8 protein-coding genes are annotated in these 13,773 nt (G+C 60.5%); 1 reads left to right on the forward strand and 7 read right to left on the reverse strand.

The window, feature by feature from the left end:
* Position 1: 1 nt before the first annotated feature.
* The 7 genes from H9529_RS17210 to H9529_RS17240 form a co-directional block, all read right to left on the reverse strand.
* The gene (locus tag H9529_RS17210; RefSeq protein WP_092891896.1) at positions 2-3,727 is read right to left on the reverse strand and encodes a DUF6079 family protein; all 3,726 of its coding nucleotides are present in this window, start codon (positions 3,725-3,727) and stop codon (positions 2-4) included.
* A gap of 10 nt (positions 3,728-3,737) precedes the next feature.
* Positions 3,738-4,196, reverse strand: coding sequence for a BREX-3 system P-loop-containing protein BrxF (gene brxF / locus H9529_RS17215; RefSeq protein ID WP_092891894.1), 459 nt, complete (start codon positions 4,194-4,196; stop codon positions 3,738-3,740).
* Positions 4,193-5,089 (reverse strand): WYL domain-containing protein, encoded by an 897-nt coding sequence (locus H9529_RS17220; protein ID WP_092891910.1) that lies wholly within the window; start codon positions 5,087-5,089, stop codon positions 4,193-4,195. The genes brxF and H9529_RS17220 overlap by 4 nt, the downstream gene beginning before the upstream one ends.
* A 174-nt stretch (positions 5,090-5,263) precedes the next feature.
* Positions 5,264-5,524 (reverse strand): WGR domain-containing protein, encoded by a 261-nt coding sequence (locus tag H9529_RS17225; protein ID WP_092891908.1) that lies wholly within the window; start codon positions 5,522-5,524, stop codon positions 5,264-5,266.
* An 83-nt stretch (positions 5,525-5,607) separates the two neighbouring features.
* On the reverse strand, positions 5,608-6,540 hold the full coding sequence (locus tag H9529_RS17230; protein WP_092891892.1) for a DUF2493 domain-containing protein: 933 nt from the start codon (positions 6,538-6,540) through the stop codon (positions 5,608-5,610).
* 369 nt (positions 6,541-6,909) lie between these two features.
* Positions 6,910-7,941, reverse strand: a complete 1,032-nt coding sequence (locus H9529_RS17235) for a DUF7146 domain-containing protein (protein ID WP_092891890.1) — start codon at positions 7,939-7,941, stop codon at positions 6,910-6,912.
* Positions 7,942-7,944: 3 nt separating this feature from the next.
* The gene (locus H9529_RS17240) at positions 7,945-12,324 is read right to left on the reverse strand and encodes a strawberry notch family protein (RefSeq protein ID WP_092891888.1); all 4,380 of its coding nucleotides are present in this window, start codon (positions 12,322-12,324) and stop codon (positions 7,945-7,947) included.
* Positions 12,325-12,500: 176 nt separating this feature from the next.
* On the opposite strand from H9529_RS17240, the gene H9529_RS17245 reads away from it, so the two are divergent.
* Positions 12,501-12,794 (forward strand): hypothetical protein, encoded by a 294-nt coding sequence (locus H9529_RS17245; RefSeq protein WP_092891886.1) that lies wholly within the window; start codon positions 12,501-12,503, stop codon positions 12,792-12,794.
* The last annotated feature ends 979 nt before the right edge of the window (positions 12,795-13,773 follow it).

The raw sequence follows: 13,773 nt of genomic DNA on the forward strand, positions 1-13,773 counted from the left end.
ATCACTCCACCACAAAACGCAATTTAGTGGCATCCTTGCCCTTGCAGCGATCGGTCAGGAACGCCTCGAACCGCTTGCGCAGATCCTCGGGCGTCGCAGGCGAGCCGCCCTGGAGCAAGGCATGGCGGATGTCGCCGCCAGAGACGACCACCTTGTCGAGCCCGGACAGGGCCTCTTGCACCGCGTTGATGAACTCGGGCGTTACAGGATCAAGCAGCGACTTGGTATCGACAAAGCCGGTGACGATCTTGCGGGAACCTTCCTTCAGCAGCTCAAAATTCGACTGGATGATCGGATCCTCGAGGTTGTCGAGAAGCGTTTGCACCCAGCCGTCCAGCAGCTGATCGAGCTCGTCATCCAGTTGCTTGAGAACATTGGCTGCTGGCAACATGTCACCCTGCTCATTCGCCGGGCGGAAGTTGCAGTGCGGACAGACCGGGCTGGCCGACAGCTCGGAATCAACCAGCGAAGCGCAGCTTTTGAGCTTGTCGAGCTTCTCTTCAAACGTGGTGAGCTGGCTAGTCGGCATCAGCGAGATATTCGCCAATGCCCGCATGGCGACGAGGCGAGAGTCCTTGCGAAGCGCTGTCTTCGTCTTGTCCTCAGACACCCCGAGCCGTGCCTTGCTGTGCAGGCTTACGTAGGCCGTCACGTAGTCCTTTTTGAGCTTGCTGAGGGTCTGCCGGTGGTCTGAGCCATTCTGAATGGTTCGGCTCGTGGACAGGGCCTCAAGGACCTGTTTGCGCGTATCCTGGGCCTGCTTGACCCATGCGTGGTCAGACGGCAGCACCATCTCGGCTTGGCCAAGATAGCTTGCCGTGTTCCCGAGCTCGCCAATCAGGCCGATGAGCCCTTCGACGGAGTTCAGAATCTCGAGGTTCTTCATTTGGGCAGCGATGTCGTCGGATCCGATGCGCAGGTTCTTAAGCTTTCCGACGGTATTGTAGGGCGATAGGCTTTCGGAGAAGGCTTTGAGTTCATCGAGCTTTGATCGCCAGTCGCGAATTTCCTCCTCACGCAGGAGAGGCTGACCCCAGAAGCTGAGCCGGTTCGCCATGTCGGTGGAGGCGGCAAGCACCCGTTTCGTGAGCTTGCTGACCTCCTCCTGCAGCGCCTTGACCGGCTCATCCGAGCCTTGCGTGGCCTGTTGCGCGAGACCCGGCGGCAGTTCCAGCATCTCAAACAGAGACCGCAACACAGCGACGTTGATTTCCTTCGGGGCTTCAACGTGTTTGAACTGTTTCAGCTCCTCAAGCGGACGGTCAGCGAGCAAACTGATTTTGCCTGAATCGATCTTGTCACCGGCAATCGCCAAGACAATATCGCCCGAATAGACCAGTGATCCAAGGACAGCGACCAACAGATCGGTTTCGAGCCGATATTTGTCAGGGCTGAAATACTCGTCCTCTACATTGCCAACCAGCAACTCGCTGCGGTTGAGCACCTGTCCGTGTCCCTTGCCTTTTAGTCGGGCTAGAACTTCTTGTGCATACCGCGATTGTACAGGGTCAATACGATCCCCGTCGAGCATTTCGAGACCATCGAGAACGATCACAGCGTCCTTTGTTCGGTTGCTACCGCTCAGAGCACGAAGAGCGTTTCCGATCAGTTGCTTTCTGTTAGATCCCGTGACTAGCGCTGAGAACGTTGGGTACTCCGGCGAAACATCAGAAAAACGGCTGCTCAACGCGATCCCTGCGATTACGTTGACAACATCGCGGAAGTTGATGCGCTCATCAGGCCCCAAGCGAGCTTTGTCCCGAAGGGAAATGCCCTTGGTCCAGTCTCGCAGTGTTTTGGACTTCCCCTGAAACGTGACTTCGAAAGCCTCAAGCTGTTTATCCTGCAACCACTTGCCCATCTCGCGTAGCGTGTCCCGAACGCGGTCAAGGTAGACCCCTTTCGCACCGCCACTCGCGGTCGACGCAAGCTCCTGCGCCGCCGCGTAGAAGCCAAGCAATCGCTTGATCGTCTCATCCGGTGCCTTCAGGCGAAAGAAGACCTCATCAGCCTTCTGTTCGTCGCGAAAACGCGGGGGATCGAAAGGTTGGATGAAATACAGGTAGAAATCCCGCTCTGGCTGAGCGGTTGGCCGATCATTCGGAGCACCAAAAAACAGATAGCCGATACGTTCAACGCGGCGTTCCTGCCACTCAATCTGATATTGCCAAATCTGGTGTCCGGTCACGTAGCTGGATTCGTCCGTCCTCTCCATGAGTTGGCGAATAGCCCCATAGTAGGCACGATCCAGAGCATCTTCGGACAATGCTTCCGCGCGCTTCTCAATTTGGGCGTCGTAATCAACGTCCTTCTTTAGGTCGAGATAATATTGCTCCGTGTCCGGTGCCTTCGATATGAACTGGCCATTTACGGTTTTGAGAGTTTCACGCAACGTTGTTTGCACCGCCGTCAGCAGATCATCAGATGGATCCCCACCCATATCTTCAATGCCAGGCTGAAACAGGCATAGCGTGTCACGCAATTCCTCAGCCGTCGGTCCGACGGGCACATAGATGTCCCCACCCGTGGTCAATCGATGTACCGCAAGACCATCAATAATGCGCAACGCCATTGGCTTATAGGCTGGACGACTGAAAGCCTTGGAAACGCGTTCTGACAGTACTTCGGATACTTTAAGCACCGGTCCGATGTTTGGATCAGAGCGAAGAACGGAATTCGTCGCGACCGTCTCCCAGAACTTGTCAAAACCGATAAGTCCAGGGCGGTCCGAGGGGACTTCATCTTTCAGGATCGCCTGGATCTGATCGCGCAACGTGACCAACGCACCCCGCTTTTCTGTAAAGACCAATCGTTCGAACGTCCCGATGTAATCCGGGTGCACAGGGAACAATCGCACATATTCGTCCATGCGCTCGTTCATTGATCCGTAGAATTTAGAAAATGGCCCAAGATAGGCACGGATCTTATCCTGCTGATCTGCGGACTTTTTCAAAAGCCGCTCGGCGACAACAAAGCTTACATCTTGGCGGGCCAACAGAACCTGCGTGAACCGGTCTTTCACGCGACGCAGGCTGTCTGCCACATGCTGGAAGCGACTGCTGTCAAAAATTGCCTCTTGAACACCCGCCACAAAGCGGAACCGAAGGTGCTTGGTCACCTCACCGATCTCTCTCAGGAACGAAAGATCCAGAACCAAATCGTGGTCTTTGCGCGATCGCAGGAATTCCAGAAATTCATCCACGACCAAAAGCACACCTTGGTCGGGGTGAACCTCCGCGAATGCCGACATCATCTCTTCAAACGCGGCTTTGTTGTTGATGACTTTGTCAGCCGGCGGGAAAGAGTATGCCACGCCCTGGTTTTCAAGAAAAACCTCAAGCTGTTGTGTTATAATGTCCCGCAGGGACATTTGACTGGAAATCTCGATCCGATGCACCTTGAAACGGCCAGCGATCGCCTTGGCAGCTTCCGCGACTTGCGGATGTTGGATCATTGGCACGTACGAGGCATCTTCGGCGACGAGCGACAGCACGGACATCAAATGGGACTTACCAGTCCCATAGTTGCCGACCACAAGAACTCCCTTGTGATCAACGGCCTCGTCAAACGAGATTTGAGGAATCATAAGCTTGGAAATTCGATCAGCCATGTCGTCGGAGATGACATAAGTCGATACCAGCTTTCTGGCTTCATCAGGACGATTCGCGTCTAGCAGCTGAATAACCGATTCAATGGGTTCAAATTGGATGAGGTCGCCGTAACGCATTGTCTTCCTTTCAATTAACTCTGAACGGGACCAAGCCATCACAGCCGTAGTCTTGATGTTCTGGGTGTCCTGTCGTCGCATAGGACAATCTGTTCTCCACTAAAGAGCCGGGCCAAGCAGCTATGACGCGTCGTGCCTGAGCGTGCCGTCTAAGCAAATCAAGTGGGCTAAGCCGCAAGCTCTTGTCGAATAGCAGCTCGAGGTTGTCCAAGAGCAGGAGGCCGTGGGATGTAAAGTCATCGGCCAATTCCTTCAACAGATCAGCTGCCTGCAGATGTCTTCTCGGACCCGGAATGGTAAGCAGCTCACGGCTTAGTAAAGCACCGACGTTGAGGATTTGTAGCTGCCTACGCTTGGCCAACTGGCCAAGTAAGTCGCTCTTTCCTGAGTTTGGCGGACCGATCAGTAAAAGCAGCTTGCTGTTGACCACGACAAGATCTTCAACCACGCGATCAAGTGATTGAATCATGCGCCCATACCTCCAACCGCTGACCCGGAAGCACTCGGAAAAGAAAGCCCAAACTCAGAAGAGTTCAGCAGGACAATCTGCTGATCTTGCGGTCGCCGCGCTGCTGGATCTGTATCAAGCCCTAGCCGCCTCAAAGCATAATAGAGTAGCGCTCGCCGGACCTTGATCTTCGCCTTGCCACCTCGCATCCCGTAGTCAAGAGAGATCACCTTGGCCTGCGTTTCCGAGAGCGCCGGATGTGGACCAACTTCTAAGACGACTTCAGCATTCCAATCACTGTCGTCTTCTGGCGACACAATGCTCTCCCGCGTCTCACGTATTTCAATAATTCGCGAAAGCAGAAAATCTTTGAAGCATTCGCCAATCTGACAATATGCCCGTGTGTGCCAGCGAAACCCGTCAAATGCGATCGCATGTGGGGCAATCCAGCGCCAGCGCGCCTCTGGATTGGAAAGTGACTGATACTTGACTTCGATTGCCTCAGCGCGACGAATTGCGCCAATGACGAAACGGAGTGTCACAGGATCGACCCCGCGCACAGGTGTCGGGGACGCGGCGTAGGACGGCAGGTCGGCAATCCACGAATCCTCTCGGTCGAGGATGCCATCGGCAACTGATCTCAACTGAGCCAAATAGCGGCTCGCGTCAGGTTCAAGGAACTGGGGGGTGAACCCAGGCCCTCGAACATAGGTTCGCGCGCTCTTGTCGTAGACCATGTTGTCCGGCGCGAAACCGATATAGCGGTTCAGATCCATGGAAGCCTGGTTCACGGATACCCCGAACTGAGCCATCAGATCGCTGCGGTTAACATGCCCGTCCCAGAACAGGCGGAACTCTATGAACTCGAGACGTTGCTCAACTCCCCAGCGTAAATCCGACTTGTCGTTGGACACGACTTCCTCCCCAAGACCACTGAACGCATTGAAACTATGCGCACCCAATTACTGGGCTTGTGGTGACCGTAGAGACTAGATCCCGGTTTTTCAACGCAAATCACGCCGAACCATTGCAATGAAGGACACTTTGAATCGAGGCCAAGGTCAGGTGTTTTGTCAGGATGACGTAGATCAGCCAACGTACCCCCGCCGCTTTTTCACCGCGGCAAGCTTCATCAGCGCGGTGATGGCGCGCCCTTCATCTGGATGCTGCTCGATCATCATCTGGCCGCGCGCGCCAATGCGGCCCCATTCGCGCACCAGGCTGGCGCCCCCGAAGAGATCGGGTTGAATGCTCATGCGGTAAAACCGCCGCATGTTGCAGGCTGGATCGATCCGCCGCATCTGCAGGTCGGTCGGGAACACCTCAAGTTGAGCGACAGAGTGAGACATATCGTGATCCAGCAGGCTTTCTTCCATAATATCAAGTGGACGCGCGCCCTGCCACCTTGATTTCCCCGTGAGGGGAAAGGGGCTTACGCCCCTTTCTCGAACTTCATGACCGGGATGCCCAACTTGCGGGCCTTGTCGGCGAGGTTTTCCTGGATCCCCGTGCCCGGGAAGACGAGGACACCCACGGGCAGCACGTCCAGCATGGCGTCGTTGCGCTTGAATGGGGCGGCTTTGGCATGCTTGGTCCAATCGGGCTTGAAGGCCACCTGCGTCACGCCCCGGGCCTCGGCCCATTTGGCGGCGATGAGCTCTGCGCCCTTGGGGCTTCCCCCATGCAGAAGGACCATGTCGGGATACTTGGTCCGGACCTGATCAAGCTTGCCCCAGATCAGGCGGTGATCGTTGAAGTCGGTCCCGCCGGTGAGGGCGACCTTGGGTCCTGCGGGGAGCATCACCTCGGTTTCCGCGCGGCGCTTGGCGGCCAGAAAATCGCGGCTGTCGATCAGCGCTGCGGTCATGTGCTGGCGGTTCACCATCGATCCAGTGCGGGGGCGCCAGGCTGAGCCCGTGTGATGGACAAACTCGGTCGCGGCGTGATCGCGCATCATGTCCATACAGTTGCGCCGTTCGATCAGGGTCAGGCCCTCAGCCGTCAGGCGCTCGAGCTCAACGGATTTCACCTCAGAGCCATCCTGCTCTCGCTGGAGGCGGCGCTGCGCCTGTTCGTTCTCGTCGAGCGACCGCTCGACCCTCGCCGTGGCGCGGTGGAAGAGGTTGACCTGGCCCCAGAGCACCTCTTCGAGGTCGGGTTCCATTCGGGTGTCTTCCAGCGTCGCGACGAGAGCATCGAAGATGTCGGCGACGGCGACCGCAAGGCGCTGCCCATCGGGCATCGGGCGCGGATCGGGCTCGTCAAAGGGGCGGAAGCCGTAGAGTTGTAGTTCGTCGAGCGCATGGGCGGTTTGGGATGCGGTGTGGGCGGGTTCATACGCGTCGTCGTGGGTGTGGATCGTCATAAGTTTCTTGCCTCCGGGCTTGTCTCGTCCGCGCGACATCCCGCGCGGCCTTCATGGGCAGCTCTGAGCCGTCATGGCGGACGCCCATTCACCCCATCTTCGGGGCCGAAACGCAGTGGAGGAGGGCGGCAGGCAGGCTATTTGTTTCGCGATGCAAAGGCGGGGCTCGTCCCCGCCGGCGGAAATAGCCTGCCTGCCGCCCTTGAGGGGGCAGACCCTTTGACGGCAGCACGCCCATCTCTTGAAGGCCGTGCGGGTGACGGGTGGATGAGATTTACCCAGGATACGGCGAAGGTGATGATCCACACCCGTGACAGGGATGCAGGACCCCTGCCCCACACTCCCAGACAGCCGATTGCGTGATGCAGCTCAGCCGAACAGGCGCTGCCGATCCTCGGGCCCGATCTGAATGGCCAAATGCTGACGCAACGCTGCCGCGCCGTTCGCCCGGAGATCATCGTTGAAATCCCCGAGCCGCGGTTCCAGCACCCGGACGGTAATGCCGACATCGGTGGCTCTGGCGCTCAGCCTTTCTGCCGCGCGCTGACCAGCAGGATCGCGGTCGATGGCGATGTAGAGGCGCTGCAACCCATTCGGCAGCAGGACGGCCCCGAGGTGACCCGAAGAGAGCGCCGCCCAGACGGGAAGGCCGGGTATTGCCTGGACCAAGGACAGCATGGTCTCGATGCCTTCGCCGACCACAAGGATGTCGTCATGCGGGGTCAGTCTGACGGCATTGCCCAAGAGGTGCCCCATGGCACGCCGCTGCGTCTCGACCCGCGCTTTCCCCTGTCCGTCAAGCGCGAGCCAGGTACGATGCACACCCTGCAAGCCCCCTGCCCCATCGGTGACCGCGGCGATCAGCGCCGGTCTGGGGATGCTCCGGGTTTGGCCCTCATCCCGATGCCAGCACTTCGGGTGGAAGCGCAGGGCGTTGCTTTTCGCGCCACATGCGATGCCCCGGGCGCGGAGGTAGGTATCGGCAAACGTGCCTGCGACCGGCATTGAAGCTGCGAACAAACGCGCCGCAGCCGCTGGTGTGCCGCCGGGGGCCTTGGCTTTCCGAGAATTTGGTGCATCCGGGAGGACTGGCTGCGGACGGCCCAGATGCGCCCGGGCCTCGGCCAGAAGATCGGGGAAGCGGGAGATCCCGGTCCTCTCGCGGATGATGTCGAGAAGATCGCCATGCTCGCCGGTGGCGCCATCGGTGAACTTGCCGGCAGCACCCGGCCCCGACGCGGGTCCTGCCAGCCGTACGAAGAGCGACCGGCCAGGATTGTTCTGCAGATCGCCCACGATCCAGTAGGACCCTTCCCGCCGTCCGGCGGGAAGGTAATGGCGACAAACGCTTTCAGCACTCTCCGCGAGTGCACGGATCACATCTTCAGTCTCAGAATACATAGCTCAACATCCTCCGCGTGCATGTAGTCCCGTCACAGGACAACGTGCAAGCAAACGATCCAGTATTGCGATACCGCTTGGATCAACCGGGCAGAAGAGCCGCAACTTCCAGGCGATGATTTCCGCGAAGAAGCCATCTGCCTTGAGCCGGTCCTTGGCGGCGCCCAAAAACCCGGAGAGCTCGATCCGGTTCACACCCATGATGCGCGAGCGGTGGAGTTCCATCCCCTCGGCCAGCCGCACGACGGTCTTGCCCTCCAGAACGAGGGCATGGACCTGCGCCGCCGTGAGTTGCGGCGCGTCTGCAGCTAGCGTGGTCGCGACCCAGGCGGGCGAGACCCGGCGGCCGATGATGCGTTGGCCGTCATCGGTCTGGAGCCGGTAGACGCGGGTTTCATCCTGGGGGAGCTGCTTCCAGATCGGCAGCAGAAGACCCGCCACGATGTGCAGCGTGGACTCACTGAACTCCGGCACCTCGGCCAGTTCCGCAGTCCAGGCGGCGGTGAAGGCAGCGCGGTCGGCTTCCAGCCAGTGCGTGTCCTCCATGCTTTTGGTCGGGACCGTGCTGGCCTCGGTCGGGCGGATCAGGCGCAGACGCGGCTCGATGGTGCCATCATCCAGCATCAGGCTGGTGGCGGGCACCTGCACAGCTGCGCGGTTTGAGCGGCTATTGACCAGCAGGCGCGCTTTGGGATCTTCCAGCCAATCCAGCGCATCTGCCAGCGACAGCGGCGTGTTGCGCTGCTTTTGCGCGATGCTCAGCAGCTGGGTTTCCGCACCCGAGCCGGGATGGGTGTAGATGACGCGGGCATCCGTGACACGGAAGCTCTCTGCGCGCAGCGTCTCCAGCCCGAGGTCATAGACCCCGGCGGCAATGGCGCCCTCGATGCGCTGCGCAAGAAGCTCTTCGAAAGCGGTGAACAGCACGCCCTGCATATCGATCGTCAACGCCAGCAGGCGATTGAGGAAGGTGGTGATGGGGGGCAGGTTGTCCTTCAGGCCGTTGTCATCGGTCAGGCTGAGAGCCGTCGCGTCCTCGAAGGCTCCGAGCGAACAGCCCACCACATCGCCGCGATAGATGCGGCGGTAAAGCTGGCGCAGGGCGTCGCGGGCATAGGGGGACTCGAGATTGTCCTCGGGCCGGAACAGCCCCTGCCCGCCGGTCTGGCGTTGGCCGCGCGTGATAGCACCCAGCGTGTCGAGGCGGCGCGCGATGGTCGACAGGAACCGCTTTTCTGCCTTCACGTCGGTGGCCACCGGCCGGAAGAGCGGCGGTTGCGCCTGATTGGTACGGTTGGTGCGGCCCAAGCCCTGGATTGCCGCGTCTGCTTTCCAGCCCGGCTCGAGAAGGTAATGGACCCGCAGGCGCTGGTTTTTCGCGCCGAGATCGGAGTGGTAACTACGGCCCGTGCCGCCCGCATCCGAGAAGATCAAGATGCGCTTCTGGTCATCCATGAAGGCGGCAGTTTCCGAGAGGTTGGCCGATCCGGCACGGCTTTCCACGACAAGCCGCGCAGCAGGACCGTCGCCCTTACGCACGATGCGCCGCGAGCGGCCGGTCACTTCGGCGACGATGTCCGTGCCAAAGCGCTGCACGATCTGGTCGAGCGCGCCGGGAACGGGCGGTAATGAGGCCAGATGCTCGATCAGCGCATCGCGGCGGCGCACCGCCTCGCGGCATTCCACGGGCTGGCCATCGCGCGTGACAGGTCGGGACGACAGATTGCCCTCGCTGTCGGTGAATGGCTCAAACAGCTGAACCGGGAAGGAATGGGCGAGGTAGTCCAGGCAGGCCTCACGCGGCGTGATGTCCACGCGCACATCGTTCCATTCATCGGTAGGGATGTTTGACAGGCGCCGTTCCATGAGCGCTTCGCCGGTCGAGACAATCTGGATGACCGACGCATGGCCTGCCGCCAGGTCGGCGTCGATGGCGGCGATCAGGGTGGGGGTTTTCATGGAAGTGAGGAGATGACCGAAGAAGCGCTGCTTGGCGCTCTCGAAGGCCGAGCGCGCGGCGGACTTGGCCTGACGGTTCAGCGTGCCGCTGTCACCAGTGATATTAGCAGCTTCCATCGCTGCGGCGAGGTTGTTGTGGATGATGGCGAAGGCCCCGGCATAGGCATCATAGATGCCGCGCTGCTCGGGGCTGAGTGCGTGAACCAGCATCTCGTATTCGACACCGTCATAGGACAGCGATCGGGCCGTATAGAGGCCGAGGGACCGCAGATCGCGGGCAAGGACTTCCATGGCAGCGACACCGCCCGCCTCAATCGCTTCGACAAACTCGGCGCGGGTTGCGAAGGGGAAATCCTCGCCACCCCAGAGGCCAAGGCGTTGCGCGTAGGCCAGATTGTGCACCGAAGTGGCACCCGTGGCCGAGACATAGATGATGCGGGCATTCGGCAGTTTATGCTGAAGGCGCAGGCCTGCCCTGCCCTGCTGCGAGGCGGTGACATCGCCGCGCTCGCCCTTGGACCCGGCGGCATTGGCCATGGCATGGCTTTCGTCAAACAGGATCACCCCGTCGAAATCCGCACCAAGCCAGTCGACGATCTGGTCGACGCGAGATTTCTTGGCCCCACGTTCTTCCGAGCGCAGCGTCGCATAGGTGGTGAAGAGGATGCCCTCAGTCAGCGGGATGTCGCGGCCTTGGGCAAATCGTGAGAGCGGCGTGACCAGCAGCCGCTCCTGCCCCAAGGCAGACCAGTCCCGCTGCGCATCCTCCAGAAGCTTGTCGCTCTTGGAAATCCAGAGTGCCTTGCGCCGGCCTTGCGCCCAGTTGTCGAGCACGATCCCGGCCGACTGGCGGCCCTTTCCCGCGCCGGTACCATCGCCGAGGAAAAAGCCACGGCGGAAGCGGATGGCGTCCGCCGCATTGTGCGGCGCTCCCGAGACCATGTCGCCGGTTTCATCGACGCACCACAACCCCGCAAGATGCGCGGAATGCGCTTCGCCCGCGTAGATCACGGTCTCGAGCTGCGCGTCCGACAGAAGCCCGTCGCGCAGAATGACGGCGGGCAGCTTGGGGCGGAAGCTGGGTTTGGGAGGCGCAACGGACGCCATAGCAGCCGATTGCACCAGCTTCGTCGGGTGCGATTCCGCCCCGGGGATGTCGATCGCCTGCAAGCGGAAGGTTTCATAGATTGCATCCGACAAGCGCGCGGTATTGGCCTCCTCAGTCACATCTCGCAGCGTGTAGGCCAGATCTTCGGCCTCGATTTGTGCACTGGACTGGTGCGGCTGGGCCGCAGGGGTCGTGCGCGATGTGCTGATGGCAGCGCGCGTGGCGCGGGCAGGATTTCCCGAGAAGGGCGAGGTGGGGCGCTTTACTGTCGCTGTGTCAGGGTCCAGCGCAAGGCGCGGGGGGACACTGGCTGAAATCTGTGACAACAAAGCGGAGACATCGGGCGATATCGGGCGCGCCAGTTCGGCGGTGATGCCGCACGCCTCACCGCCCCGGCATTTGTCGAAGACCGACAGGCGGGTTTCAAAACTGGTGCCGTGCTTAGCGAAGGCGGCACCGGACACAGCGCCCGTGAAAACCAGATGCGCGGACTCGGTCAGGCGGGTGAAAGTGTCAGCCCAAGCGGGGGCGTCGGGCGCGAAGCTGGCACCCGTGATGGCGACGAGCCGCCCACCGGGGGCCAGGCGAGCAAGCGCCGAGCGCAAATGCCGCGCTGTCGCCTCGGTGCTGCGGGTATCGACATTGGCCACAGCCGAAAACGGTGGGTTCATCAGGACGACGCTCGGGCGCAAGCCCGCGTCGAGATGATCGTCGATCTGCGCCGCGTCAAAGCAGGTGACGGGACGACCCGGAAAGAGGAGGCGCAGAAGGTCGGCGCGGGTGTCGGCCAGTTCATTGAGCATCAGGCTGCCGCCCGCGATTTCCGCGAGGATCGCCAGAAGGCCTGTTCCGGCCGATGGCTCCAGCACCAGATCGCGCGCGGTGATCTGTGCGGCAGCAAGCGCCGCCAGCCCCATGGGCAGCGGTGTGCTGAATTGCTGGAACCGCTCCATCTCCTCCGAGCGCCGGGTATGCGTGGGCAAGAGGCCCGCCACCTTGGCAAGGATCGGCAGCAAGGCGGCGGGCGAGCCAGCCCGAGCGAGCAACGCGCGGCCGAATTTCCGCAGGAAGAGGACAAGCGCCACCTCGCCCGCCTCATAGGCGAGCTTCCAGTCCCAGGCGCCCTCCGCATCGGAGCCGCCAAAGGCGCGCTCCATCTCAACGCGCAGGCGCAGCGCGTCGATCTGGAATCCCTGCACCAGATCGGGCTGCAGCGCCTCGGCCACGCTCAAGATCGCAGCGGCCGTATCAGGGGACGGGATGGGGACAACAGGCGCAAGCGCGCGCTCGGGCGCAAAAGGGGTGTGATGGGTCATCGGGAAACTCCGGAATGAGGGACAGGATCAGGCCAGGACACCCTCTTTCGGGCACCCTCAGGCCTGACCCTCCCCGGCCCTCCTCTTCCTCTCAAAACCCATGATTTCCACAGGCGGCTTGCTTTTGTTCCTGTTATGTTCTATTCTGAAAGCCAAGCTATGAAGGGGGATCCCCGATGGAAAGCACCACTTACGCCCTGCCCGCCACGCCAAAGCAAATCGCCTATGCGCGGTCGCTGGCCCTGCGCAACCAGACGCTTCTGCCATGGGAGGTTCAGCAAGATCGGCGCTCCTTGAGCGCCTGGATCGACGCACAGGCCAAGATGAACCCGGGCACGCAGGACAGCCGCCCGACATCAAAGCAGGTCGCCTTCGCGGAACGCCTCGCCCGCATCAAACGCCGCGCCGTGCCGGATGAGTGTTTCCGCGATAAGGGGCTGATGTCGAAGTGGATAGACGGGAACAAGTGATCCCGAAACAGCGAAACAGCGTTCCTTCAGAAGACGATCCAGATTGTCTCGGTGCGCTTGCCTGCCGTGCAATCCTTCCGAAACCGCGTTCCTTCAACGGTGAAAAATGACCGCTTATCGGTGATGTTCATGCTTGTCCGACAGACCTGTATGCGTGTGATCTGGCCCTTGTGCGAGTAAACTAGGATGTCACCTAAGGCGATGCCGAGAATGGAGCAGCACAAATCGGCTCGTTCAGCCTCGATCTCTTCACCCCGACGCTCGATCTCGTCAGACAGTCGGTCCCATGGCTCAACGCGACATCGACATCTCCAGTCTTGACCCAGGCGAGGTAGCGATTCTGGATGAGGAGCAGCAGCTGTGTGGCGATTTCGGGAGGCAAGTCCCTGATCTGGTTGGACACGACCTTTGTGGTACCAAGGTCGCCCCCCTTTGCCACGAACTCCAGAAGCGCCTGATCGACGAACTTTCGCTGAGTTGGCGACAGGCCGACGGCTCCCGGACGCGGTCGCACGAGGACTTTCCGGCGCTCCTCGATTTCATCGCGAAATGCACGAAGCGGAGGACGTGGTGTCGCTTGGCCTGCTTCTACGCGCCCAGTATCCTCGGGGAGGCTTCGGCACTTGAAGGCGCGCGCAAAGCTTGGCAACGGCAACGTCCGAGATGCCCATATCTCGCGCGACCTCCACGGTCGGCTTCTCCCAAATGAGCGCAAAAAGCTCCTCGCGCGATATGTCCATTCCAAGTATCCAGCAACCACAGGCTCTTGTTCCAATAGAGCTTTTCGAGTTCATAGGCCATGGCTTCGCCCTGCCCACGGCAAGTCGTCGCACAAAGCGGATGACGATGTCGACAGGATCACGTGAGAGGGCCGATCAACGCGGACAGTGCTGGGAACATGTCATGGAGCAACCGTTCGGCCACATCACCGATTGGCATAACCACTGCACCTGCCAATCTGTGGTAATGCTATTCAAGA

Source organism: Roseicitreum antarcticum (genome assembly GCF_014681765.1).
Classification (GTDB): Bacteria; Pseudomonadota; Alphaproteobacteria; order Rhodobacterales; family Rhodobacteraceae; genus Roseicitreum; species Roseicitreum antarcticum.